Genomic DNA, 24,513 nt, shown 5'->3' on the forward strand with positions numbered 1-24,513 from the left:
TGACTGAGCTTCGCTTCCTTACTGAGGAGACAACAAATGGCAGACCGTATCCGGTCCGATGCCGGGGCGAACTCGCGCCGGCGATTCATGCAGCAAGCCGGCGCGGGCTCGGCAGCCGTCGCGGCCGCAACCCTGGGGCTCTCGACGCAGGAAGCCGATGCAGCGACCGCACCCGCCTTCGACGCCACCTACGACATCGTCGTTGCCGGCAGCGGCGCCGGCGGCCTGGCCTCGGCGCTGTTCGCGCGCTGGCAGGGCAACAGCGCAGTGATCCTGGAGAAGGCCGGCAGCATCGGCGGCACCACGGCCAAGGCCGCCTTCTGGTACTGGGTGCCGAACAACGAGGCCATGAAGAAGGCCGGCATCGCCGACCCCAAGCCCGACTTCCTGAAGTATGTGGCACGCCTGTCCAACCCGCAGGGCTATGACCCGGACCATCCGCGCTACGGCTTCACGCCGTGGGAATACGACATGTGCGCCGCCTTCTACGACAGCGCCTCGCCCGCGGCCGAGCTGCTGGCCTCCAAGGGCGCGCTGCCCTATCGCCACGTGGCCGACGTTCCCGACTACTTCGCCGAGCTGCCCGAAAACAAGGCGCCCAAGGGACGCGTGCTGGTGCCCAAGGACGCGATCCCCAGCATGTCCGACGGCGGCCTGGTGGCGGTGCGCACCATGTCGACCAAGGCCAGGCAGGACGGCATCCCGATCCGCACCGGCATGCGCGTCACGAAGATCCTGCAGGACAAGAGTGGCCGCGTGATCGGCGTCGAGGCGAAGGACGAACTCGACGCGACCGTGCGCCTGCGTGCCCGCAAGGCCGTGATCTTCGCCACCGGCGGGTTCACCCACAACGCGGAGTTGCGCAGGAACTTCCTCAATGGCCCCATCTTCGGCGGCTGCGCGGCCCCAACCAACGAAGGCGATTTCGTGCCGATCGCCGGCGCATTGGGTGCGCAGCTGCGCAACATGAACTACGCCTGGACCTGCCCGATCCCGCTGGAGAAGGCGATCGCGAAGGACGGCTCTATCTCCGGCATGTTCTCCGTGGCCGGCGACTCCATGCTCTTCGTCAACAAGTACGGCCAGCGCAACGTCAACGAGAAGCTGCAGTACAACGAACTGGCGCAGACCTTCTTCGAGTGGGACGGCACCAAGGCCGAGTACCCCAACCTCGTGCGCATCGCGATCTGGGACCAGCGCGCGCAGCAGCATTCGGCCAGCGCGGAGTACGGCCGGCTGATCGTGCCGCCAGGCACCGACGACCGCCACGTAATAAAGGGCGCGACCCTGGCCGAGCTGGCGCGCGGCATCGACGAGCGCTTCGCCAGGTACGCGAGCGCCATCGGCGGCGCGCGGCTCGCGCCCGAGTTCCTGCCCAACCTGCAGGCCGCCATCGCGCGCTTCAACCAGTTCGCCAGGACCGGCAAGGACCTGGACTTCCACCGCGGCGATCGCATCGTGGAGCAGCTGTTCAACGGCGATGTGAAGTCGGAGCCTGGTCGCAGCAACCCCACGATGTGGCCCCTGGCCGATGCCGGCCCGTACTACGCGGCACTCGTCGTGGCCGGCACGCTGGACACCAAGGGCGGCCCCAAGACCGACACGAACGGCCGCGTGCTCGACGCCCGCGACCAGCCGATCCCCGGCCTCTACGGCGTGGGCAACTGCGTGGCCTCGGCCTCGGGCCGCGCCTACTGGGCCGGTGGCGCGACCTTGGGCCCGATCATCGCCTTCGCCTACCGCGCGGCGAACGCGGCCCATGCCGAGGGCAGGAGTGCCGCATGAAGCGTTTGCTCCTGTTCCCGCTCGCGGCCGTCCTCACGCTGGCCGCGAGCCTCGCGCAAGCGCAGTCTCCCGGCCAGCGCCTCGCGCAGTCGGCGTGCACGCAATGCCACAGCTTCGGCAAGGGCGAGCCGAACGGCGTCGGCCCGAACCTCTACGGCCTGCTCGGCAAGCCCGCCGCGGCGAGCCCCGGCTTCACCTACTCGAAGCAGTACCTCGACGCGATGAAGGGCAAGACCTGGGACCGCGCGCTGCTCGACAAGTGGCTTGCCGACACCCAGGCCGTCGCGCCCGGCAGCACGATGGCCTATTTCCAGGACGACCCGAAGAAGCGCGCCGCGCTCATCGAGTACATGCAGTCACTCAAGTGAAGAAAAGGAGATCCACCATGGCCCTCACCCGTCAAACCATGACCGACGAGCAACGCAAGTCGGTGGCGCTCGAATACCTCAAGGCCTACGACAACGGCGGCGTCACTTCCACCGGCGGCTCCATCCTCGACCTGTTCGCGAGCGATGCGCAGGTCTACTTTCCGAAGTGGGGCCTGGCCAACGGCAAGGACGAGATCGGCAAGCTCTTCGGCGAGGTCGGCAGCCGCGGCAAGTCGATCCGCCACGACTATGCCGGCTTCAACTGGATCTTCACCGGCACCGACCTGTTCGCCTGCGAAGGCACAAGCTACGGCGAGCATGCGGACGGCGCTTGGCGTGCCGGCGTGCCCGAGTGGGGTGCGGGCCGCTGGTGCGATGTGTTCGAGGTACGCGACTTCCTGATCCAGCGCTGCTTCATCTACCTCGACCCCGACTACGCCGGCAAGGACACCGCGCGTTACCCCTGGCTGGCCGGCAAGGCCGCCAACAGCTGAACCTTGCACAGGGAGCGCTTCTCATCATGAATCTTGCAGATATCCAGCAGGCCGCCGGCCTCAAGACGCCGATCCGCCACCAGCTCTTCATCGATGGCCGCTTCGTCGATGCCGAGTCCGGCGAGACACTCGCCACGCTCAACCCGCACGACAACTCGACGATTGCCGAGGTGGCGCTGGCCGGCAAGGCCGACGTCGACAAGGCGGTCGCCGCGGCGAAGCGCGCCTTCCCGGCCTGGAGCCGCATGGCCGCGGCCGATCGCGGCCGCATCCTGCTGAAGCTCGCCGACTTGATCGAGGCCAGCACCGAAGAGCTGGCGCGGCTCGAGTCGCTGGACACCGGCCATCCCGTGCGCGACTCGCGCCGCCTCGACGTGCCGCGCACCGCGGCCTGCTTCCGCTACTTCGGCGGCATGGCCGACAAGTTCCAGGGCGAGACCATTCCGGTGGAAGCGGGCTTCCTCAACTACACCTTGCGCGAGCCGGTCGGCATCGTCGGCCAGGTGGTGCCGTGGAACTTCCCGCTGATGTTCACCAGCTGGAAGATGGCGCCCGCGCTCGCGGCCGGCAATTGCATCGTGATGAAGCCGGCGGAGATCACGCCACTCTCCTCGCTCAAGATCGTCGAGCTGATGGCCGAAGCGGGCATGCCCGAAGGCGTGGTCAACATGCTGCCGGGGCTGGGCAGCGTCGCCGGCCAGTACATTGCCGAGCATCCGGAGATCGCCAAGATCGCCTTCACCGGCAGCACTGCGACCGGGAGGCGCATCGTCCAGGCCAGTGCCGGCAACCTCAAGAAGGTGCAGCTGGAGCTCGGCGGCAAGGGCCCCAACATCGTCTTCGAGGACGCCAACCTGCAAGCCGCCATCAACGGCAGCGCGTGGGCCATCTTCCACAACCAGGGGCAGGCCTGCATCGCGGGCTCGCGCCTGATGCTGCACGAGCGGATTGCGGACGCCTTTCTCGACAAGTTCATCCCGCTGGCGCAATCGATACGCCTGGGCAACCCGCTCGATGACGCCACCGAGATGGGCCCGCTCACAAGCGCCCAGCATCGCGAGCGCGTGCTGAGCTATGTCGAGGTCGCGAAAGGCGAGGGCGGCGAGGTGTTGGCCGGCGGCAGGTCGCCCGGCGGCGAGCTGGCCGGTGGCTGCTATGTCGAGCCGACGGTGGTGCGTGCCAGGTCCTTTCGCGACCGCGTGGCACAGGAAGAGGTCTTCGGCCCCTTCGTCACCGTGCTCACCTTCAAGGACGACGAGGAGGCGCTTCGGATCGCCAACGGCACCGACTACGGCCTCGGCAGTGGCTTGTGGACCACCGATCTCCAGCGCGCCCACAAGCTTGCACGCGACCTGCACGCGGGCATGGTCTGGATCAACAGCTACAAACGCGTGAACCCGGGCTCGCCCTTCGGCGGCGTGGGCCAGAGCGGCTACGGCCGCGAGATGGGCTTCGATGCGATGCGCGAGTACACCCAGGTCAAGAGCGTCTGGGTCAATGTCGATGCGCAGATTCCTCCGCACTTCGTGCGCTGAACAACCAACCTTGAGAAGAGAAGAAGAATGAACGTGACTTCACTTGCAGTTCGACTGCTTGCCGCGTGCAGCCTGGCCCTTGCAGCCGCCGGCGCGGCCCATGCCCAGCAGCCCTGGCCCAGCAAGCCGGTGCGCGTGGTCGTGGCCTTCCCGCCGGGCGGCATCGTAGACACGGTGGCACGGCAGCTGCAGCCGCGGCTGCAGGCCGCATTGGGGCAGCCGGTCATTATCGACAACCGCGGCGGCGCCGGCGGAACCGTGGGCTCGGCGGAGGTCGCCAAGGCCACGCCCGACGGCCACACGCTGCTGATGGTGTTCGACAGCTATGCGACCTATCCGCTGGTCTACCCGAAGCTCAGCTTCGACATCGCGAAGGACTTGCAGCCGGTGACGCAGATCGCGAGCAATCCGCTGGTGCTGGTGGTCAATCCCAAGGTGCCGGCCAGCGACTTCAAGAGCTTCGTCGGCCTGCTCAAGAACAAGCCGGGCCAGCTCAACTACGCAAGCGTCGGGCCCGGCTCGAGCAACCACCTCACTGCCGAGCTCTTCAAGGCGCAGACCGGCACCTTCGTCACCCACATTCCTTATCGCGGCGGCGGCCCCGCGCAGCAGGACCTGCTGGGCGGGCAGGTCGAGATGATGTTCCTCTCCGCGGTTCTGGCGCAGCCGCATGTCAAGGCCGGCAAGCTGCGGGCATTGGCGCAGACCGGCGCCCAGCGCGTGCCCGCGTATGCCGACACGCCGACCGTGGCCGAGAGCGGCTATCGCGACTTCCAGGTCAACTCGTGGGTCGGCCTGCTGGCTCCGGCGGGCACACCGCGCCCTGTGGTCGACAGGCTGCAGGCCGAAGTTCGCAAGATAGTGACCGATCCTGCCTTCGATCAGCGACTGCGCGAGCAGGGCCTCACCGGGATCGCCAGCACGCCCGAGCAGTTCGCCTCGGCGCTGCGGACGGAGCAGGACAAGTGGACACGGCTGGTGCGCGAGCGCAACCTGAGCCTGGAATAGCAGACAGCAAGCAAACAGAGGCAACGACGATGCGCGACTTCATCTACACCAGCCAGCCGCAACGCGTGGTCTTCGGCGCCGGCAGCCTCGCACACCTGGGCCGCGAGATCGAGGCGCTGGGCGCGCGTCGTGCGCTGGTGCTGTCCACGCCCGAGCAGCGCGGGCAGGCCGAGCGCGTGGCGGAGCTGCTCGGCCCGCAGGCTGCGGGCGTCTTCGATCGCGCCGTCATGCACGTGCCGATCGAGACCGCGCGCGAGGCCCGCGAGGTCGCGCGCAAGCTCGGCGCCGACTGCGCCGTGGCCATCGGCGGCGGCTCCACCACCGGCCTGGGCAAGGCGATCGCGCTCGACTCGGGCCTGCCGATCCTGGCCATTCCCACCACCTATGCCGGCAGCGAGATGACGCCCATCTACGGCCTGACCGAGGCCGGCCTGAAGAAGACCGGCAAGGACCCGCGGGTGCTGCCGCGCACCGTGATCTACGACCCCGAACTCTCGCGCAGCCTGCCCGTGGGGCTCTCCGTGACCAGCGGCATCAACGCCATCGCGCACGCCGCCGAGGGCTTGTATGCGCAGGACAGCAACCCGGTGATGGATCTGATGGCCGAAGAGGGCATCGCCGCGATCGCGCGCGCGCTGCCGGCGATCCGCCGCAGCCCCGAGGACCTCGAGGCGAGGTCCGATGCGCTGTACGGCGCCTGGCTGTGCGGCACCGTGCTGGGCAACGTGGGCATGGCGCTGCACCACAAGCTGTGCCACACGCTGGGTGGCAGCTTCAACCTGCCGCATGCAGAGGTGCACACGGTGGTGCTGCCGCATGCGATTGCCTTCAATGCCGAAGCGGCGCCGCGGGCGATGCAGCGCATTGCACGAGCGCTCGGCACCGCGAACGCAGCCGAAGGCCTGCAGGCCCTGGCACGCGACAACGGCGCGGCCATCGCGCTGAAGGACATCGGCATGAAGGAAGCCGACCTGGACCGCGCCGCCGAGCTCGCGGTGAGCAACCCTTACTGCAACCCGCGCCCCTTCGGCCCGGCCGAGCGCGATGCGATCCGTGCGCTGCTGCAGCGCGCCTACGTGGGCGCGCCGCCCGGCTGAGAACCGGTTCTGTGCAGGTAGACAACGAAGAAGGAGACAACCATGACCCTCAATCGCAGGCAGTTCACCCAGGCCGCCGCCGCCCTGGCCGCCGGCGGCGCGGCGCCGCTGGTGTTCGCCGCCGACACGCTCAAGATCGGCTATGTCTCGCCACAGACCGGCCCGCTCGCGCCCTTCGGCGAAGCCGACAGGTGGGTCATCGACCAGATGAAGACCGCCTTCAAGGACGGCATCAACGTCGGCGGCAAGAAGTACGCGGTGCAGATCGTGCTCAAGGACAGCCAGTCCAATCCCAACCGCGCCGGCGAGGTGGCCAACGACCTGATCCTCAAGGACAAGGTGGCGCTGGTGCTGACCGCCGGCACGCCCGAGACCGCCAACCCGGTGAGCGACGCCTGCGAACTCAACGAGGTGCCCTGCGTCTCCAGCGTGGTGCCGTGGCAGCCCTGGTTCTTCGGCCGCAAGGGCGACCCGGCCAAGGGCTTCGCCTGGACCTACCACCTGTTCTGGGGGCTGGAGGACGTCATCGCCAACTTCACCAACGGCTGGAAGACCGTCAGCACCAACAAGAAGGTGGGCGGGCTCTTTCCCAACGACGGCGACGGCAACGCCTGGGGCGACAAGGAGCTCGGCTTCCCCAAGCCCCTGGCGCAGATGGGCTTCACGCTCACCGACCCGGGCCGCTTCCAGAACGGCACGCAGGACTTCAGCGCGCAGATTGCGGCCTTCAAGCGCGACAACGTCGAGATCGTGACCGGCGTGGTGATCCCGCCCGATGCCAAGACCTTCCTCACGCAGGCGCGGCAACAGGGCTTCAGGCCGAAGGTCATCACGCTGGGCAAGGCGCTGCTGTTCCCCGGAGCGATCGAGGCACTGGGCGAGCTGGGCCACGGCCTCTCTACCGAGGTGTGGTGGAGCCCTTCGCATCCCTTCACGTCCAGCCTGACGAAGCAGAGCGCCAAGGCGCTGGCCGAGGCCTACGAGGCCGGCGCGAAGAAGCAGTGGACGCAGCCCATCGGCTTCGCGCATGCGCTGTTCGAGGTGGCGGCGAATGCGCTCTCGCGGGCCAAGTCGACGAAGGCCGGCGACGTGCGCGACGCGGTCGCGGCGACTTCGCTCGACACGGCGGTCGGCCCGGTGAAGTGGGGTGGCCAGGGCCCGTTCAAGAACGTCAGCAAGACGCCGCTGGTGCTGGGCCAGTGGAACAAGGGCCAGAAGTACAAGGTCGAGCTGACCATCGTCAACAACGAGGCCGCGAAGAACATCCCGGCCCCCGGCAAGCTGCAGCTGCTGTCATGAGCCTTCTCGCGCTGCATGGCGTGCGCAAGTCCTACGGCGCGCTCAAGGTCACCGACGACATCACGCTCGCGGTGGCCGAGGGCGAGACGCTGGGCATCCTCGGGCCGAACGGCGCGGGCAAGACCACGCTGTTCAACCTGATCTCGGGCGACGTGCGCGTCGATGCCGGGCGGGTGGAATACGAAGGGCGCGACGTCACCAGCCTCAAGCCGCACCAGCGCTGCCATGCCGGCATCGGCCGCAGCTACCAGGTGCCGCAGCCTTTCGGGAACATGAGCGTGTTCGAGAACCTGGTCACGGCCGCCTGCTTCGGCGGCGGCCAGCGCGAGCGCGAAGCGTGGCAGACCGCGCACGAGGTCCTGGCCGAGACGGGACTGATGGCGCATGCCAACAAGCCGGCCGGCGGGCTGACGCTGCTGGACCGCAAGCGCCTCGAGCTGGCGCGCGCGCTCGCGACGCGGCCCAAGCTGCTGCTGCTGGACGAGATCGCAGGCGGCCTGACCGAGCCCGAGGCAAGGCAGCTGGTGGATGAGCTGAAGCGCATCAAGGCGCGGGGCGTGACCATGATCTGGATCGAGCACGTGGTGCATGCGCTGCTGTCGCTGGCAGATCGGCTGTTCGTCATCAACTTCGGGCAGAAGCTGGCGGAGGGAGAGCCGCGGGCGGTGATGGGCGATGCGGAGGTGCGCCGTGTCTATATGGGGGTGGAAGCATGAGCGCGTTGCTCGAGGCCCACGCCCTCCAGGCCTTCTACGGCGACGCGCAGGCCTTGTTCGGCGTCGACGTCTCGCTGGCCCAGGGCGAGCTGGTCGCGATCATCGGTGCGAACGGCGCGGGCAAATCCACGCTGCTCAAGTGCCTGACGGGCCTGGTGCGCGCGCCGCGCGAGGCGGTGCGCTTTAAGGGAGAGTCCATCGGCAGCCTGCCGCCCGGCGAGATCGTCAAGCGCGGGCTCGCGATGGTGCCGGAGGGCCGCCGCCTCTTCCCCAGTCTCAGCGTCGAGGAGAACCTGCTGATCGGCGGCCTTGCCGGCCGCAAGGGCCCGTGGAACCTGCAGCGGCTCTACGGCTTGTTCCCCATCCTCGCCGAGAAGCGCCACGACCCCGGCACTGCGTTGTCGGGCGGCCAGCAGCAGATGGTCGCGCTCGGCCGCGCGCTGATGAGCAACCCCGAGCTGCTGCTGTGCGACGAGCTCTCGCTGGGCCTGGCGCCGATCGTGATCCGCGAGATCTACGCCGCCATGCCCGCGATCACCGGCGAGGGCATGACGGTGGCGATCGTCGAGCAGGACGTGACCATGGCCCAGCGCGTGTCGCAGCGCATCTATTGCCTGCAGGAGGGGCGCGTCTCGCTCACCGGCCGCTCCGACGCGCTCACCCGCGAGCAGATCTCGCAGGCGTACTTCGGCGTCTAGCGGCAAGGAGCGGCACCATGATCGAAACCGTCCTCCAGGGCATCCTCCTCGGCGGCCTCTACACGCTCTTCGCCCTGGGCCAGTCGCTGATGTTCGGCGTCATGCGCCTGACCAACACCGCGCAAGGCGACTTCATCATCCTCGGCGCCTTTGCCGTGGTCGCCGGCACCACGCTGGCGGGCGGGGCGCCCTTTGCGGTGGCGCTGGCGGTGCTGCCGCTGGCCTTCGGCTTCGGCTACGCGCTGCAGCGCTACGTGCTCAACGGCACGCTGGGCAAGGATCCGCTGCCCTCGCTGGTAGTGACCTTCGGGCTCTCGATCGTGATCCAGAACCTGCTGCTGGAACTGTTCTCGGCCGACCCGCGATCGATCGAGACCGGCGGGCTCAACACACGCGGGCTGGCGATCGGCGACGCGCTGTCTGTGGGCGTGCTGCCGCTGGTCATCCTCGCCATCGCGGTCGCGGCCACCGCGAGCCTGCAATGGCTGTTCGCGCGCACTGCGCTCGGGCGCTCGTTCCGCGCCGTGTCGGACGACCGCGAGATCGCCGAGCTGATGGGGCTGGACGCGAAAAAGGTCTATGCCTTGGCCACGGCCATCGCCTTCGTGCTGATCGCCGTGGCCGGCGCGCTGCAGGGCATGCGCACCACGGTCTCGCCTTCGGATGGGCCGCTGCTGCTGCTGTTCGCCTTCGAGGCCGTGATCATCGGCGGCATGGGCTCCTTCTGGGGCACGCTGGCCGGCGCGATGATTCTTGGCATCACGCAGCAGATCGGCTTCAGGCTCGACCCCGGTTGGGGCATCTGGGTCGGGCACATCGTGTTCCTGATCGTGCTGGTGCTCCGGCCGCAGGGGCTGTTTCCCAAGACACGAGGCTGATGTCATGACCCGGAACCCGCCCCTGGCTGCAACCTCCAGAACTACGCCTGCGGCTTTCGACGTGGAGCGCAGCACGGCCGCCAGCCGTGCCGCGCTCGGCTTCGCTGTCGCGCTCGCCTTGCTCGCCGCAAGCCTGCCCTTCTGGGGCGAATCGAGCTGGATGCGCGAGTTCGTCGAGATCGCCTGCTATCTCATCTTCGCGATCATGTGGAACCTGCTCGCCGGCTACGGCGGCATGGTCAGCATCGGGCAGCAGGCCTTCTTCGGCGTCGGCGGCTACGTGATGCTCATGCTGGGCAACTTCGCGGGCGTGAATCCCTTCATCGCCATTCCCCTGGGCGCGCTGGCCGCGGCGCTGGTCGCGGTGCCGGTGTCCTTCGTCGCCTTCCGGCTCTCGGGCGGCTACTTCGCCATCGGCACCTGGGTCATTGCGGAGGTGTTTCGGCTCAGCTTCGCCAACGTGTCGGCCGTGGGTGGCGGATCGGGGACCACGCTCACCGCGCTGCGCGGCATCGAGAAGGCGACGCGCGAGAGCGTCACCTACTGGATGGCGCTGGCCTGCGTGGTGGCGGCCGTCGCGCTGGTCTACCTGTTCCTGCGCAGCAAGCGCGGCCTGGCCCTGCTTGCCATCCGCGACAACGAGGTGGCCGCCGAGTCGCAGGGCATCCCGGTGATGCGCATGAAGCTCGCGGTGTACGTGGTCGCGGCGTTCGGCGCGGGCCTGGCGGGCGCGCTCTACTTCGTCGGCAACCTGCGCATCAGCCCCGATGCGGCCTTCAGCGTGAACTGGACCGCCTTCGCCATCTTCATGGTGGTGATCGGCGGCATCGGCCGCATCGAGGGGCCGCTCGTGGGGGCGCTGATTTTCTGGGCGCTCAACAAGTTCCTGAGCGACTACGGGACCTGGTACCTGCTGGGCCTGGGGCTGCTGGCGATCGTGGTGACGATCTTCTTCAAGCAAGGGCTGTGGGGTTATGCGCAGCAGCGCTGGGGGTGGTCGCTGTTTCCGACGCAGCGGGTGTTGGCGGGCGCGGTGGCGGAGAAGCGTCCAGAGCCCTGAGGCAGGCCTCGTTCACCTTCGCCTCTGGGCCCCGGCTGCTGGGGGCGCCTCTACGTACGACCGAGGCGCGTGGTGGACATGTCGCAGGCAGGCCACTGAATGCCGTGCTTTTTTGCACGCTTTGCCGGCTTCCATGCGTTCCGCGGGCGCGGCGTGACTTCCGGCACTTCCGCGCGCCGGCTCGCGGGCGTTCAATGTCCTGACTGCCCTCACCGAGGCCCGCCATGATCACCACCCTGTTGAGCTCCTGCTTCCGCATCTGGCGCCGGCCCGCAAGACGGCGCCAGCGCCTCGACGTCTTCGCGCAGGCGCACGGCCAGACCATGCTGCTGGATTGCGAACGGCACCAGCGGGGCTGGTCGGGCGTGGTGAAGATCCGCGAGGCCTCGCAGGAACGCGTCGTCCACGTCTGCGCCGAGCTGCGCAGCACCGCCGACGACGCGCTGGGCGATGCAGAGCATGCCGCGCAGCGGCTGGCCCTGATGTTCGTGCAATGAGGTGGCACCCCGAGTCCTGATCCTGATGTTCGTGCAATGAGGTGGCACCCCGAGTCCTGATTGGGCGCGCGTTGCGCATCAGCCCAGCAGGCCCAGCATTGCCGCCCGCACAGTGGCGGCGGTCTTGTTGGCCGACCGCAGCTTGGAAATGGCGTTCTTCACGTGATAGTTCACCGTGTCGATCGAGATCCGGAGGATGCGCGAGGTCTCCTGGGTGGTCTTTCCGTCGGCCGTCCACCTGAGGATCTCGATCTCGCGTTCCGTCAGCGGCGTCTCGGGCGACTGGTTCATTCGCGGGACGAGCACACGGGAGAACGCCAGGTGGGAGGCATGGGCCAGCCATCGCATGCGCACCTCTTTCGCGTGCAGTTCATTCGCGGTGAGCGGCGGCGTCGATCGCGACAGCGTGAGCATCCCGCCGACGCCGTGACTGTCCAGGCTCGATTGGGCCCATCCATGGCACAGACCGAATGAGCGCGCTTCTGCCCACATGGTGGGGACCTCGGCGAACAGCGCGTCGCTCCAGATGATTGGCGTGCGGCTGTGTCGCGCGTGCCGCACCACGGGGTCGAGGGCCAGGTAGCCGGCTTGCTCGTAGCGGCGGCGCCATGCTGGCGGATAGTTGTTCAGCATGACGACCTTGGGATTGGTGAGCGGCAGTGGCGCGCGCAAGCCGTATGCGCAATGCTCGAAGCCCAACTGGTTGGCCTCGGCGAGCACCAGCGCGAATATCTGTTCTTCGTCGCAGGAGCGATCGAATGCCGCCATGAGGTCATCGGCCCATGTCTGCACAACGAGCCTCATGCATTTGCTGATCGATGGAAGGAAGCGGGACAGTTCGACCGGCTGATGGTGCGCCCGTCGAGGGCGATGTGTCACGTCTTCGTGGCCTGTGCGTGCAAGCGATTCGCATGACAAGGAACGACCGCGGGCCAGAGCCAGCCGTCGTTCAGGTTCTCCCTGTTTTTTGGTGGCGCGAAGATACCGAGGCGGGGGCGTCCATGCAATTCAGACGGAAGTTGTATCGGGATCAAGTGCCGATCTGGTAGTTCGTCCCCGGGTGATTGCGCATGAAGATTGCGCGACAAAAAGCGAGTTTTGCTTGCTCTCTGCTCGACTACAGTCCGCGGCACCAAAAACAGAGAGCTTCCCAAATGAACAAGAAGACCGCTGCGTTGCCAGCGTGTGCATCCCGGATCCTGTGCCGCGCAGTTCTCGCCGCTTGCCTGTGCACCGTCGCTCTCGCGGCCTCTGCCGGTTCGGTGAGCTACAGCTATGACGCGCTGGGCCGCCTGGCCAGTGCGGTCTACAGCGACGGCAGCAGCACCACCACCATCACCTACAGCTACGACGCCGCTGGCAATCGCACCTCTGTCGCGGCCACCTCGTCGTAGCGCGCCGGTTCCCGCTGCACGCCCGATGCGTGCAGCCAGTTCTCCAATAAAAACCTCAGGGAGTTCTCATGTCCAAGCTCGCGCGCGCGTGCGCCGTTGCCGTGGCCGTTGCCACATCGCTTGCAGGCGGTAGCGCTGCTGCACAGATCCAGGGAGGCGTTGCGCGAGGCTGCACCGCCTGCCGTTGCCCTCGGCGTTCCTGTTGCCAAGGCCAACGTCAGTCAGCGCTCCTCCGAGTCCGGGGGCTCGGGCAGTCCATTGAGCTTCGCCAGCGGCCAGCGCAAGTACCCGAGCCGGCTCGACGATCTGCTGAAGGACCCGCGCCACCTGGTGGTGCACCGATACCTGCGGCGGCTCGATCCCGATCCGCTGACTTCGCAGCCGTTCACGCTGTTGATCGCGCCGCAGGGCGGCATCCGCGGCGTGGCGAGCCGATCGGTGAAGGCACCCCTGCGGCTGCGCAGCCCCGACGGCGTAATCGCGAACGGGGCTGCATCGCGAAGCTATCGCGACTGGCACTTCGTCTACGACGGGAGCGACTGACCGCAAGCGTGCGGGCAACATACCCTTGACGTGACGAACGTCGGTCGCGTGAGAGTGGGTCAGGCTGCGATCGTAGTCATCCCCGCTCAGATCGTCCTGCGTTGCTCGGCACAGGCGTGTTGAGCAGCTGCTGCTCCCACAGGTACGCGATGCCGCTGCCGCTGAAGTGCTGGATGAGAATCTCGGTCAGCTCCTCGACATGCTCGGTGCGCGCCCAATCGCGTTGCCATTCGCCAGCGAGCGCCATCACGGTCATCACGTTTGCGCCGGCCGCGATCATTCGCTGGATGGCAACTTCGTGAGACTCCTTCGAAATCCCGCCAGACGCGTCGGTGATCACGGTCACGTCCCAGCCTTCGCCGGCGGCCTGGATGACAGGCATCGCGACGCAGACCTCGGTCCACAAGCCGGCGATGATCAGCTGCTTGCGGCCGGTCGCCTTGACGACGTTCACCACATTCTCGTCCTGCCAGGTGTTCACCCAGGTGCGATCGATGACTTCCTGGTCCGGAAATACGTCGGTGATCTGCTTGAAGAGAAATCCACCGCGCGCCGCGATCACGCTGGTGAGAATGGTCGGAACGTTGAAGGCTTTTGCCAGCTTCGCCAGCGCGGTCGTGGAGTTGACCACAGCTTGCGGATCGTGGCTGTTCAAGTTCGCGAGCTGATAGGGCTGGTGATCAATCAGAACGAGGACCGAGTCTTCGGGGCGAAGAAGCGAAGCAAGGCCGTTACGAAAAGTCATTGGCACATCCTTGGTTGCGTTGGAGGGGGATTGGTTTTCGGGAACATGCGCCGGCGGCGACGTTGCCCGAAAGCAGGATTGTGTTGTTCCCTTATTTGATCCGGTAGTACCATCCTGCGGCGAGCTGTGTCGCCAAATGGGGAACACTGAGTTGGACATCGAAGAGCTGCAGACATTCGTGGAAGTTGCCGATGCCGGGGGGGTTTCGTCTGCTGCACTCCGGCTCGGCGTGTCCAAGTCGATCGTCAGTCGTCGTCTCTTTCGGCTTGAAGCGGAACTTGGTGTCCAGTTGCTTGCGCGATCCACCCGCGGGGCTGCTCTCACTGAAGCCGGGGCCACGTTTCGGGACTATGCCGCCAGGGTCTGCGCCGAGATCGACGTGGCCAGGGAAACGATCCTGCCCGCCGGTGACCTTCGCGGCCGCTTGCGGGTTGCTGCGCCGTTTTCTTTGGGCCCGACTCACTTCGCTCCCATACTTGCGGAAATGGCACGACGCCACCCTCGGCTTCACATCCAGACCTGCTACAGCGACCGCTTCGTTGATCTCATCGCGGAGGGTTACGACTGTGCGATACGGGTTGGTTATCTTCAGGACTCCAACTTGATTGCAAGACGCATCGGCCCGATCCATGGGAAGCTCGTCGCGAGTCCGGGCTATATCAAGGCGCATGGGTCGCCCGAGACACCGGAGGAGCTCGTCGCCCATCAGGCCCTCATGCAGGGAACCGAGACCTGGCAACTCATGGATGGCGACAAGATCATCACGGTTCGTCCGCAGGGGCGCTTCAAGGCCGACAACGGCACTGCTTTAGTCTCCGCTGCCACTGCAGGACTCGGGATTGCTTACCTGCCCGATTGGCTCACCCATGAATATGTGGCCTCCGGGGCACTCGTGCCGGTCATGACACGTCATCCACCACCCCCGGCAGGTGCCTATGTCATCCGACCGCCAGGTCAGCATCCCACACGGAAGATACGGGTCCTCACCGACCTCCTGATCGAATATTGCGATCGGTCTCCGCACCCTGCCGGAGCTGCACCTGTCTGAGTGGTGAATCGACTGCGAGAGTTGGCGAGCGCCAGGGTGAAGCGCAACCGCCGCCATCGCCACCACCGGCGGCGTCAGCGCAGCATCGCCGACATCGCCGAGCAGCAGTTGAGCATGCGCACCGCCGCTTCCACCGAAGGCGCGTCGAAGCGAAGCTCGGTCGGCGCGCTGCGCTCGAAGGCCGGCCACTGGCAGAACAGGTCGGCCAGGGCGGGCGTCTGGGTGCGCAGGGTGACGGCCAGCGGCTTGGCGAGCAGCAGCGGGCGCGCCTGCGCGCGCCCGGCCAGGGCCGCCGCCACGCCTTCGCGGATCGCGGCGCAAGACTTGGCCGGAGACAGCGAAACGCCACTGGTCTGCCCGGTGGCGCGCTTGGTCTGCACGAAGGTCGCGTGCGGGAAGAGCGCCCGGTTCTCCGCAATGAAGACGTCGTCGCCGCTGGCCATCAGCACCGGCACGCCGTACTCGCCCGCCAGCGCGCCGTAGAGTCCGGCTTCGCCCAGTGCCTGGCCGCCGATCTCGATGCCCGCGAAGGCGAAGCTGTTGATGGTGTGCGCCAGGATGCCCGCGCCGCCGGCGCGCGAGTGATAGCCGATCATGCAGACACCATCTACGCCGAGCTCGACGCCCGCCACCATGCTCAGATAGCGCGGCTTGCCCTGGATCACCTGCGCGCGCGCATCGAGCAGGTCCGGCGGCATGTTGTGGAAGTCGCCGTGCGAGTCGTTCACCCATACCTCGCCGGCGCCGCCGTCGAATGCACCCGCGATGGCGGCGTTCGCCTCATCGGTCATCAACCGCCGCGCACGCTCGTATTCGGGATTGCCGGCGCGAACCTGCTGGGAATGGAAGACGCCGGCCACGCCTTCGATGTCGACGGAGATCAGGATTTTCATGGGTGGGGATCGTCGGGTGGGGCGAAGGCGTCGGAAGGCTAGTCGCGCAGCAGTTCGGTGAGGGCCGGGCGCACATGGCCGTCGCGCCCGGTGATGGACTCCGCGTGCCACAGCGCATGCAGGATGGCTTGCTCCACGCTGTCGGCGGTGGCCTGGAACAGGCCGTCGAGCAGGGCGTCGTGCAGCATCGCGACGGCTGGCATCGGCTGCTCGGGCCGCTGCGGCAGCGTGTAGGCGGTGGAAAACGCCAGCGCGATGTCTCCGCTGCCGTGGCCGAAGACCGAGCCGGTGCGCGCCAGGCCCGCGCCGGCGCGCAGCGCCAGGCGGCGCAACTGGCGGGCATCGAGCGGCGCGTCGGTGGCGATCAGCATGATGATCGAGCCCTTCTCGGGCTCGGCTGCCGGCATCGCGGCGGCCAGTTGCTTCGCCAGACGCGTACCGACCGCACGCCCGGCGATCACCAGGTTGGGCAGCAGGCCGTAGTTGGCTAGCACCAGCGCGCCCACGGTGTACAGCCCGGCCCCGGGTGCCGGCACGCGGCGCGAAGCCGTCCCGATGCCGCCCTTGAGCGCGAAGCTGGACATGCCCCGGCCCGCGCCGACCGAACCCTGCACGACCTCCTCGCCGGCCGCGGCCCTGGCCTGCAGGTAATGGTGCCCGCGCACGGCCATGCGCTGCATGTCGTTGAGGAAGCCGTCGTTGCACTCGAAGACCAGCGGATTGACGCTGGGCAGACTGCGCCCGCATTCGGGGTTCGCAGCGATGCAGTCGCGGATCTGCGCTTCGGCCACGGCCGGCACCGAGAAGGTGTTGGTCAGCGCGATCGGCGTCTCGAGCACGCCCAGTTCCTCCACCTGCAGCAGCCCCACGCTCTTGCCGAAGCCGTTGAGCACCGCGACGCCAGCCGGCACGCGCTGCAGGTATGGGTCGCCCGCATGCGGGCACACCACCGTCACCCCGGTCTGCACCTCCCCCTCGTCGAGCGTGCAATGCCCGACCGTGACGCCGGCCACGTCGGTGATGGCATCCCGGCGCCCGGAGGGCAGGGCGCCGATGCGTGGAACGGCAGGCGCCATGGCTACAGCCGGTCGATCTTGGGATCGAGTGCGTCGCGCAGGCCGTCGCCCAGCAGGTTGAAGGCCAGCACCGTGAAGAAGATCGCCAGCGACGGAAACAGCGCCACGTGCGGCGCGTTGACCATGTCCGCGCGCGCCTCGTTCAGCATCGCGCCCCATTCCGGCATCGGCGGCTGCGCGCCCATGCCGAGGAAGCTGAGGCTGGCCGCCGTGATGATCGAAGTGCCCAGCCGCATCGTGAAGTACACGACGATGGAGGAGATGGTGCCCGGCAGGATGTGGCGCAGCAGGATGGTGCGGTCGCTCGCGCCGATGCTGCGCGTGGCCTCGATGTAGGTGAGGTTCTTCAGCGCCAGCGTGTTGCCGCGCACCAGCCGCGCGAAGGCCGGCACGCTGAACACCGAGACGGCCACCACCACGTTGGTCATGCTGCTTCCGAGAATGGCGACGACGCCCAGCGCCAGCAGGATGCCGGGGAAGGCGAAGAGCACGTCGGAGATGCGCATCACGATGCGATCCCACCAGCCACCGTAGTAGCCGGCCAGCAGGCCCAGCAGGGTGCCGGCGATGGCGCCCAGCACCACCGACAGGAAGCCCGTCGCCAGCGAGATGCGCGCGCCCATCAGGATGCGGCTGAAGATGTCGCGGCCGAGTGGGTCGACGCCGAACCAGTGGGCCGCCGAGGGGCCGGTGTTGAGCTTGTCGTAGTCGAAGAAGTTCTCGGCGTCGTAAGGCACGATCCAGGGCGCGAGGATGGCCACGGCCACCAGCAGCAGCACGAAGATGCCGGCGCCCATCGCGACATGCTGCATGCGGAACTTGCGCCAGAACTCCGTCCACGGCGTGCGCACGCGCGCGGATGCGGCGATCTCGGCCATGGGCTGCTCGGCCACGGCGGGAACGGGTTCAGCGGGAGGTGTGCTCATCGCCTGTCACTTGTAGCGGATGGTGGGGTTGATGAAGCCGTACAGCACATCCACCACCAGGTTGATCAGGATGAACTCGAGCGAGAACAGCAGCACCAACGTCTGGATGACCGGGTAGTCGCGCATGTCGACCGCGTCAACCAGCAGGCGCCCGAGGCCCGGCCAGTTGAATACCGCCTCGACCACGATCGAGCCGCCCAGCAGAAAGCCGAACTGCAGCCCCATCATCGTGACCACCGGGATCAGCGCGTTGCGCAGGCAGTGCTTGAGCACCACCCACTTCTCCGACACGCCCTTGGCCCGCGCGGTGCGCACGAAATCTTCCTGGATCACCTCCACGAAGGAGGCGCGGGTGAAGCGCGCCATCACCGCCGCTACCGCGGCGCCCAGCGTGATCGAGGGCAGGATGTAGTGGCGCCAGGAATCGGCGCCCACCGTCGGCAGCCAGCCGAGCTGCACCGAGAAGATCTGCATCAGCAGCATGCCGAGCGCGAAGGCCGGAAAGGAAATGCCCGAGACCGCCAGCGTCATGCCGAGCCGGTCGGGCCACTCGTTGCGGTAGACGGCGGAGGTGATGCCGATCGCCATGCCGAAGACCACCGCCCAGGCCATGCTGGTGACGGTGAGCAGCAGCGTGGGCATGAAGCGCTCGGCGATCTCGGTGGACACCGGCCGCTTCGAACGCAGCGAGCGGCCGAAGTCGCCCTGCAGCATGTTCGTGAAGAAGTTGAGGAACTGCTGCGGCATCGGCTTGTCGAGGCCGAGGTCCGCGCGCACCAGCGCCACCGTCTCGGGGCTGGCGTCCGGCCCGGCCGCCAGCCGCGCCGGGTCGCCGGGCAGCATGTGGACGAACAGGAACACCAGCACCGCCACGATCAGCAGCGTGGGCAGCAAACCCAGCAGGCGCTTCAGGACGTACTGGGTCATGGATTTGCCGCTTGCAGGATCACTTCAGCTCGACTTCGTCGAAGTTGAAGCTGCCGTCCGGGATCACGTAGAAGCCGCTCAGGTTGCGCGCCCGCACCGACAGCAGTTGCTCGGTGACGAGGAAGGCCCAGGGCGCGTCGTCCCAGATGCGCTTTTGCGCGTCGGCGTAGATCTTGGCCTTCGCGGCCGGGTCGGTGGTCACCAGCGCCTTCTTGATGTCGGCATCGACCTGCTCGTTCTTGTAGTACGCGGTGTTGAAGAGGCGCGGCGGGAACGACTCGGACGCCAGCAGCGGGCGCATTGCCCAGTCGGCCTCGCCGGTGGAGGAGGACCAGCCCACGTAGTACATGCGCACCGGCGCGGTGGCCGGGTCTTGCGCGCTCTCGACGCGCTCGACACGCTGGCCCGCCTCCAGCGCCTGCACCTGCACCTTGATGCCGACCTGCGCCAGCTGCTGCTGCACGAACTGGATCACCTTCTGCGCGGTCGTGTAGTTGTAGGCCGACCAGAGCGTGCTCTCGAAGCCGTTCGGGTAGCCGGCTTCCTTCAGCAGCTCGCGCGCCTTTGCCGGGTTGTAGGGCCAGGGGCCGAGCTTGGCGGCGCCTTCGATGCCCTTGGGCAGCACGCCTTCTGCCGGAATGGCATAGCCGGAGAAGGCCACCTTGGCCAGCGCCTCCTTGTTGATCGCGTAGTTGATGGCCTGTCGCACCTTCGGGTTGTCGAAGGGCTTGTGCTGCACGTTCATCGAGATGTAGCGCTGGATGATCGACGGCGCGCTGATCACTTCGAGGCTGGGCTTGGCCTTCAGGGTCTCGGCCGCTTCGTACGGCATCGGGAAGGCGAAGTGCGCCTCGTTGGTCTGCATCATCGCGGCGCGCGTGTTGTTGTCGACCACCGGGCGGAAGGTGATGGTGTCGACCTTCGGGTAGCCCTTCTTCCAGTAGCCGTCGAACTTGGCCACCTTCATGTAGTCGGTGGCCTTCCACTCGACGAACTTGAAGGGGCCGGTGCCCACCGGGTTCTGCGCGATGCCCTTGCTGCCGAACTTGGCGAGCGCCGCCGGCGAGATGATCACGGCCGAAGGGTGCGCCAGGTTGTTGATGAAGGGCGAGAAAGGCTCGCTGAGCGTGAAGCGCACCGTGCTCGCATCGACCACCTCGGTCTTGGCGATGTTCTTGTAGAGGTTGTAGCGCTTGAGCTTGTTCTCGGGGTTGGTCACGCGGTCGAAGGTCGCCTTCACGGCTTCGGCGTTGAAGGGCGTGCCGTCATGGAACTGGATGCCGGTGCGCAGCTTGACGGTGTAGACCAGCCCGTCGTTGCTCACGGTGTGGCCGGTGGCCAGCACCGGCACCATCTTCATGTCCTTGTCGAAGCCGTAGAGGCCCTGGTAGAAGGACTTGGCCACCGCCTGCGAGAGCGTGTCGTTGGCATCGTAGGGGTCGGTGGTCGTGAAGTTGGACTGCACGGCCACGACCACGTCCTTGGCCGCCTGCGCCGACATGGCGAGACCGGCCAGCGCGAGGGCGGCTGCGATTCGGGTAAGACGCTTGTTCATGCGAAGACTCCTTTGACGTCGCTGGGTAGGAAAAAAACTGGATCAGAAAGCGCCGGCGATCGCATGCCGCGCCACGAAGTGCCCCGGGCCGACTTCGACCAGCGGTGCCACCGTGGGCTCGTAGCCCACCGGGTGCACCGGGCTCGGCACCTCGCCCTGCAGCAGCGGGCGCTTCTGCGTGCGCCGGGCCGGGTCGGCCACCGGCACCGCGGCCATCAGCCGCTTCGTGTAGTCGTGCTGCGGGTTCTCGAAGATGGCGCGCCGGGGGCCGATCTCGACGATCTGGCCAAGGTACATCACGGCCACGCGGTGGCTGATGCGCTCCACCACCGCCATGTCGTGCGAGATGAAGAGGAAGGCCACGCCCAGCTCGCGCTGGAGGTCGAGCATGAGGTTGACGATCTGCGCCTGGATCGACACATCCAGCGCCGACACCGACTCGTCCGCCACCACCACCTTGGGGTCGAGCGCGAGGGCGCGGGCGATGGCGATGCGCTGGCGCTGGCCGCCGGAGAACTCGTGCGGGTAGCGCTGCGCGTAGTCAGCCGGCAGGCCCACCTTCTCCAGCAGCCAGCGCACGCGCGCGTGTGCCTCGGCGCCCTTGGCGACGCGGTGCACCAGCAGCGGCTCCATGATCGAGAAGCCCACCGTGAGGCGCGGGTCCAGCGAGGCGAAAGGGTCCTGGAAGATGAACTGGATGTCGCGCCGCAGCGCCTGCAGCTCGCCCTGCGGCAGCGCCAGCACGTTGCGGCCCTTGAACTCGATCTCGCCGCCCTGGCTGTCGACCAGGCGCAGCAGCGAGCGGCCGGTGGTCGACTTGCCGCAGCCCGACTCGCCCACCAGCGCGAGCGTCTCGCCGGCATGCAGGTCGAAGCTGATGCCTTCCACCGCATGCACCCGCCGCGTGACGCGGCCGAACAGCCCGCTCTTCAGGTCGAAGCGCGTCACCAGGTTCTTCACGTGCAGGATCGGCGGCAGGTCGCGGCGTACCGTGTCCTGCGGGCTGCGGTCGCTCACGCTCACGCCGGCCGCATCGACCTGCAGCAGCTCGAAGCGCGCCGGCAGCTCGGTGCCGCGCATCGCGCCCAGCTGCGGCACGGCGGAGAGCAGCGCGCGCGTGTACGGGTGCTTCGGGGCCGCGAAGATCTGCTCCGACGGGCCGGCCTCGGCCTTGTCGCCGCGGTACATCACGAGCACCCGGTCGGCCACCTCGGCCACCACGCCCATGTCGTGGGTGATGAAGACCACGCCCATTTGCATCTCGGCCTGCAGCTCGCGGATGAGCTGCAGGATCTGCGCCTGGATGGTGACGTCGAGCGCCGTGGTGGGCTCGTCGGCGATCAGCAGCGAGGGCCGGCACGACAGCGCCATCGCGATCATCACGCGCTGGCGCATGCCGCCGGAGAGCTGGTGCGGGTAGCGCTGCAGCACGCTGCGCGCCTCGGGGATGCGCACCAGCTCCAGCATGCGCAGCGCCTCCGCGCGCGATGCAGCGCGGTCCTTGCCCTGGTGGATGGCGATGGCTTCGGCGATCTGGTCGCCGGCGGTGAACACCGGGTTCAGCGAAGTCATCGGCTCCTGGAAGATCATCGCGATGTCGGCGCCGCGGATGCCGCGCATGGTGGCGTCGGTGGCCTTGGCCAGGTCGAGCACGCGGCCGTCGCGGCGCCGGAAGGCCATGCGGCCCTCGGGGATGCGGCCGCCGCCGTATTCGACGAGCCGCATCAGCGCGAGCGAGGTGACGGACTTGCCCGAGCCCGACTCGCCGACGATGGCGAGCGTCTCGCCGCGGTCGACGTGGAAGCTCAGCTTGCGCACCGCGTCGACCGTGCGCTCCGAGGTCGAGAAGCGCACGGTGAGGCCGTCCACCTCGAGCACGCGCTGCTCAGGTATTGGCAGCATGGCAGTGCCGGCCGCGGAAGAGGGCAGGGTGACCGAGCTCATCGATGAATGGCCGTCTGCGGCGCCTCGTTGCCGCGGGCGTGGCCGCGGTACATGCCATCGGTGTTGAAGGGCATGCAGACGTTGCCGTTGCGATCGACCGCGATCAGTCCGCCGCTGCCGCCGATCGACGGCAGCGACTGCATCACCACCGCCTGCGCGGCCTGCGCCAGCGACTGGCCCGCATAGCGCATGCGCGCGCAGACATCGTAGGCGGCCGCAGCGCGGATGAACATCTCGCCGCTGCCGGTGCAGGACACGGCGGCGCGCTTGTCGTCGGCATAGGTGCCGGCGCCGATCAGCGGCGAATCGCCGACGCGGCCGACCCGCTTGTTCGTCATGCCGCCGGTGGAGGTGGCGGCCGCGAGGTGGCCCTGCAGGTCGAGCGCGACCGCGCCGACCGTGCCGAACTTGCGGCCCTCGTCCAGCGGCGCGGTGGCGTTCGCGGTGCCATCGTGGTCGAGCGCGACCCGGCCGGCGGCCTGAGCCCGCTCCAGCTGCGCGCGACGCGCCTCGGTGGAGAACCAGGAGGGGTCCACCATCTCCAGTCCGCGTTCGCGCGCGAACGCCTCGGCACCGGCGCCGGCCAGCAGCACATGGGCGCCGTCTTCCATCACCGCGCGGGCGGCGCGTACCGGGCGCCGGATGCGGCTCACGCAGGCCACTGCACCGGCGCGCAGATCGGCGCCGTTCATCACTGCCGCGTCGAGCTCGTGCGTGCCGGCGTGCGTGAAGACCGCGCCATGGCCGGCATTGAAGAGGGGACAGTCCTCCAGCATCTCGACGGCGAGGCAGACCGCGTCGAGCGCGGAGGCGCCGCCCAGCAGCAGCGCCTGGCCGGCTTGCACGATGGAGCGCAACGCGTCGTGGTAGGCCTGCGCCGCGCCGGCGTCCAGCGCCGCGGCGCTGATCGTGCCGGCGCCGCCATGGATGGCAATGACGGGGGTCGTTTTCATCGGGTCTTCTTCTTTCCGGCGAGCGCACTCGGCGCGGGCCTTTGCTTGATCTTCGGCGGGCTCGCATGCAGGTCCTGCGCGCCGTGCAGCCAGGGCATTACGGCATGGACCACCTTGCTCGCGGCCTGGTATGCCTGCGGGGCGCGCAGGGCCACCGCACTGGTCAGGGCCTCGATCAGCGCCAGCACGCTGGTCTCGCAATTGGGACGATAGCGGGTTTCGGTCTGCGCGTAGAGGGCGACGTCGGCCAGCGGCGCGATGGGCGAGCTGGGCCGGTCGGTGAGGGCCAGCACGCCGACGCCCTGGCTGCGCGCGAGGCCGGTCAGGGCCACGGTGTCGGTCAGGTAGCGCGGGAAGGTCAGCGCCACCAGCAGGTCCTGCGGCCCGCCGCGCGTCAGGGCGCGCGCGCCGTGCGTGACACCGCTGACCGACGACAGCAGGCGTACGTCGGCGCAGTAGGCGTCCAGCCCATGGTGCAACAGCCCGGCGAGCCAGGCGCTCGCGCCGAAGCCGGCGATGAAGACCGTGCGGGCGCCGAGCACGCGCGCGACCGCCGCCTCGCAGGAGGCCGGGTCCAGGGCCTGGCGCGTCGCGCCGATATTGCCCTGGCTCTCTTCCAGCGCCATCGCGAACACTTCGGCGACCGTCGTGGGGCGGGCGAGGTTGCCGCGCAGGCGCTCGACAGGGGCGACCAGCGGCTCGAAGCCGCGAACCAGCTCAGCGCGGAAGCTGGCATAGCCGTCGAAGCCCAGCGCCCGGGCGAAGCGGTTGGCGGTGGCGACCGACACCCCGGCCGCGGTGGCCAGCTCGTCGATGGGCAAGGTGGCGACCTGCAGCGGGCGCTCGAGCACGTAGTCGGCCACCTGGCGGTGCGAGGGGGTCAGCTGCGGCAAGGCCTGGGCGATGCGCTGGGCGACGGTGGTGGCTGCGGGGGGAGCCGGCATGCGGTGGGGCTGTGGGGTACTTGCCCGATCAGGGTGCGGGCCATGTAAAGAAAATTACATTGTGGTGCAAGGGAAGAAAATTTTCGATCATTGGCTCGGGTTTAGCAAGGTGTGGGCCATGCCTGATCGG

25 protein-coding genes are annotated in these 24,513 nt (G+C 67.9%); 15 read left to right on the forward strand and 10 right to left on the reverse strand.

From position 1 onward, the window contains the following. Positions 1 to 36 precede the first annotated feature (36 nt). The 12 genes from ACMGEZ_RS00845 to ACMGEZ_RS00900 all read left to right on the forward strand — a co-directional run bounded on the left by ACMGEZ_RS00845 (position 37) and on the right by ACMGEZ_RS00900 (position 11,435). The gene (locus ACMGEZ_RS00845) at positions 37 to 1,785 is read left to right on the forward strand and encodes an FAD-dependent oxidoreductase (protein ID WP_436820349.1); all 1,749 of its coding nucleotides are present in this window, start codon (positions 37 to 39) and stop codon (positions 1,783 to 1,785) included. Next, entirely contained in the window at positions 1,782 to 2,153 is a 372-nt protein-coding gene (locus tag ACMGEZ_RS00850; RefSeq protein WP_436820350.1) for a c-type cytochrome, read from the forward strand. Before ACMGEZ_RS00845 ends, ACMGEZ_RS00850 begins: the two co-directional genes overlap by 4 nt. Positions 2,154 to 2,170: 17 nt before the next feature. Next, a complete protein-coding gene (locus ACMGEZ_RS00855) occupies positions 2,171 to 2,647 on the forward strand; it encodes a nuclear transport factor 2 family protein (protein WP_436820351.1) in 477 nt (158 codons plus the stop codon). A 71-nt stretch (positions 2,648 to 2,718) separates the two neighbouring features. Beyond that, positions 2,719 to 4,182, forward strand: a complete 1,464-nt coding sequence (locus ACMGEZ_RS00860) for an aldehyde dehydrogenase family protein (RefSeq protein WP_436820799.1) — start codon at positions 2,719 to 2,721, stop codon at positions 4,180 to 4,182. A gap of 27 nt (positions 4,183 to 4,209) precedes the next feature. After that, positions 4,210 to 5,190, forward strand: coding sequence for a Bug family tripartite tricarboxylate transporter substrate binding protein (locus ACMGEZ_RS00865; protein WP_436820352.1), 981 nt, complete (start codon positions 4,210 to 4,212; stop codon positions 5,188 to 5,190). A gap of 29 nt (positions 5,191 to 5,219) precedes the next feature. Continuing rightward, positions 5,220 to 6,287, forward strand: coding sequence for a maleylacetate reductase (locus tag ACMGEZ_RS00870; protein ID WP_436820353.1), 1,068 nt, complete (start codon positions 5,220 to 5,222; stop codon positions 6,285 to 6,287). 42 nt (positions 6,288 to 6,329) lie between these two features. Further along, entirely contained in the window at positions 6,330 to 7,586 is a 1,257-nt protein-coding gene (locus ACMGEZ_RS00875) for an ABC transporter substrate-binding protein (RefSeq protein WP_436820354.1), read from the forward strand. Continuing rightward, entirely contained in the window at positions 7,583 to 8,302 is a 720-nt protein-coding gene (locus ACMGEZ_RS00880; protein WP_436820355.1) for an ABC transporter ATP-binding protein, read from the forward strand. Before ACMGEZ_RS00875 ends, ACMGEZ_RS00880 begins: the two co-directional genes overlap by 4 nt. Beyond that, on the forward strand, positions 8,299 to 9,000 hold the full coding sequence (locus ACMGEZ_RS00885; protein WP_436820356.1) for an ABC transporter ATP-binding protein: 702 nt from the start codon (positions 8,299 to 8,301) through the stop codon (positions 8,998 to 9,000). Before ACMGEZ_RS00880 ends, ACMGEZ_RS00885 begins: the two co-directional genes overlap by 4 nt. Before the next feature lie 17 nt (positions 9,001 to 9,017). Beyond that, positions 9,018 to 9,878 carry a branched-chain amino acid ABC transporter permease gene (locus ACMGEZ_RS00890; protein WP_436820357.1) on the forward strand — a complete coding sequence of 287 codons (861 nt, stop codon included), beginning with the start codon at positions 9,018 to 9,020 and terminating at the stop codon, positions 9,876 to 9,878. 4 nt (positions 9,879 to 9,882) lie between these two features. Continuing rightward, positions 9,883 to 10,938, forward strand: coding sequence for a branched-chain amino acid ABC transporter permease (locus ACMGEZ_RS00895; RefSeq protein WP_436820358.1), 1,056 nt, complete (start codon positions 9,883 to 9,885; stop codon positions 10,936 to 10,938). A gap of 224 nt (positions 10,939 to 11,162) precedes the next feature. Continuing rightward, positions 11,163 to 11,435, forward strand: coding sequence for a hypothetical protein (locus tag ACMGEZ_RS00900; protein WP_436820359.1), 273 nt, complete (start codon positions 11,163 to 11,165; stop codon positions 11,433 to 11,435). Positions 11,436 to 11,513: 78 nt separating this feature from the next. Here the strand turns inward: ACMGEZ_RS00900 and ACMGEZ_RS00905 are convergent, their stop codons facing one another. Next, positions 11,514 to 12,227: an autoinducer binding domain-containing protein gene (locus ACMGEZ_RS00905; RefSeq protein WP_436820360.1), complete on the reverse strand. Its 714-nt coding sequence runs from the start codon at positions 12,225 to 12,227 to the stop codon at positions 11,514 to 11,516. A gap of 362 nt (positions 12,228 to 12,589) precedes the next feature. Here ACMGEZ_RS00905 and ACMGEZ_RS00910 point away from each other — a divergent pair, with 362 nt between their 5' ends. After that, positions 12,590 to 12,829: an RHS repeat domain-containing protein gene (locus ACMGEZ_RS00910; protein WP_436820361.1), complete on the forward strand. Its 240-nt coding sequence runs from the start codon at positions 12,590 to 12,592 to the stop codon at positions 12,827 to 12,829. Positions 12,830 to 13,087: 258 nt separating this feature from the next. After that, entirely contained in the window at positions 13,088 to 13,372 is a 285-nt protein-coding gene (locus ACMGEZ_RS00915; RefSeq protein WP_436820362.1) for a hypothetical protein, read from the forward strand. Positions 13,373 to 13,448: 76 nt separating this feature from the next. Here the strand turns inward: ACMGEZ_RS00915 and ACMGEZ_RS00920 are convergent, their stop codons facing one another. Next, positions 13,449 to 14,117, reverse strand: coding sequence for a hydrolase (locus ACMGEZ_RS00920; protein WP_436820363.1), 669 nt, complete (start codon positions 14,115 to 14,117; stop codon positions 13,449 to 13,451). 151 nt (positions 14,118 to 14,268) lie between these two features. On the opposite strand from ACMGEZ_RS00920, the gene ACMGEZ_RS00925 reads away from it, so the two are divergent. Continuing rightward, the gene (locus ACMGEZ_RS00925) at positions 14,269 to 15,165 is read left to right on the forward strand and encodes a LysR family transcriptional regulator (protein ID WP_436820364.1); all 897 of its coding nucleotides are present in this window, start codon (positions 14,269 to 14,271) and stop codon (positions 15,163 to 15,165) included. Positions 15,166 to 15,239: 74 nt separating this feature from the next. On the opposite strand, the gene ACMGEZ_RS00930 is transcribed toward ACMGEZ_RS00925, so the two are convergent. Genes ACMGEZ_RS00930 through ACMGEZ_RS00965 form a run of 8 tightly spaced genes read right to left on the reverse strand, consistent with a single transcriptional unit; the run spans position 15,240 to position 24,383 of the window. Beyond that, positions 15,240 to 16,058: a M55 family metallopeptidase gene (locus ACMGEZ_RS00930; RefSeq protein WP_436820365.1), complete on the reverse strand. Its 819-nt coding sequence runs from the start codon at positions 16,056 to 16,058 to the stop codon at positions 15,240 to 15,242. Between the two features lie 38 nt (positions 16,059 to 16,096). After that, positions 16,097 to 17,134 carry a DmpA family aminopeptidase gene (locus ACMGEZ_RS00935; RefSeq protein WP_436820366.1) on the reverse strand — a complete coding sequence of 346 codons (1,038 nt, stop codon included), beginning with the start codon at positions 17,132 to 17,134 and terminating at the stop codon, positions 16,097 to 16,099. 2 nt (positions 17,135 to 17,136) lie between these two features. Further along, entirely contained in the window at positions 17,137 to 18,012 is an 876-nt protein-coding gene (gene gsiD / locus ACMGEZ_RS00940; RefSeq protein ID WP_436820800.1) for a glutathione ABC transporter permease GsiD, read from the reverse strand. Positions 18,013 to 18,066: 54 nt separating this feature from the next. After that, positions 18,067 to 18,987: a glutathione ABC transporter permease GsiC gene (gene gsiC, locus ACMGEZ_RS00945; RefSeq protein WP_436820367.1), complete on the reverse strand. Its 921-nt coding sequence runs from the start codon at positions 18,985 to 18,987 to the stop codon at positions 18,067 to 18,069. A 19-nt stretch (positions 18,988 to 19,006) separates the two neighbouring features. Then, entirely contained in the window at positions 19,007 to 20,542 is a 1,536-nt protein-coding gene (gene gsiB, locus ACMGEZ_RS00950; protein ID WP_436820368.1) for a glutathione ABC transporter substrate-binding protein GsiB, read from the reverse strand. Between the two features lie 42 nt (positions 20,543 to 20,584). Further along, complete coding sequence (locus tag ACMGEZ_RS00955) at positions 20,585 to 22,486, reverse strand: dipeptide ABC transporter ATP-binding protein (RefSeq protein ID WP_436820369.1); 1,902 nt, start codon at positions 22,484 to 22,486, stop codon at positions 20,585 to 20,587. Beyond that, complete coding sequence (locus ACMGEZ_RS00960) at positions 22,483 to 23,439, reverse strand: isoaspartyl peptidase/L-asparaginase family protein (protein WP_436820370.1); 957 nt, start codon at positions 23,437 to 23,439, stop codon at positions 22,483 to 22,485. The genes ACMGEZ_RS00955 and ACMGEZ_RS00960 overlap by 4 nt, the downstream gene beginning before the upstream one ends. Beyond that, on the reverse strand, positions 23,436 to 24,383 hold the full coding sequence (locus ACMGEZ_RS00965) for a MurR/RpiR family transcriptional regulator (RefSeq protein ID WP_436820371.1): 948 nt from the start codon (positions 24,381 to 24,383) through the stop codon (positions 23,436 to 23,438). The genes ACMGEZ_RS00960 and ACMGEZ_RS00965 overlap by 4 nt, the downstream gene beginning before the upstream one ends. Between the last annotated feature and the right edge of the window lie 130 nt (positions 24,384 to 24,513).

The organism is Variovorax stachyos, assembly GCF_051400855.1.
Classification (GTDB): Bacteria; Pseudomonadota; Gammaproteobacteria; order Burkholderiales; family Burkholderiaceae_C; genus Variovorax.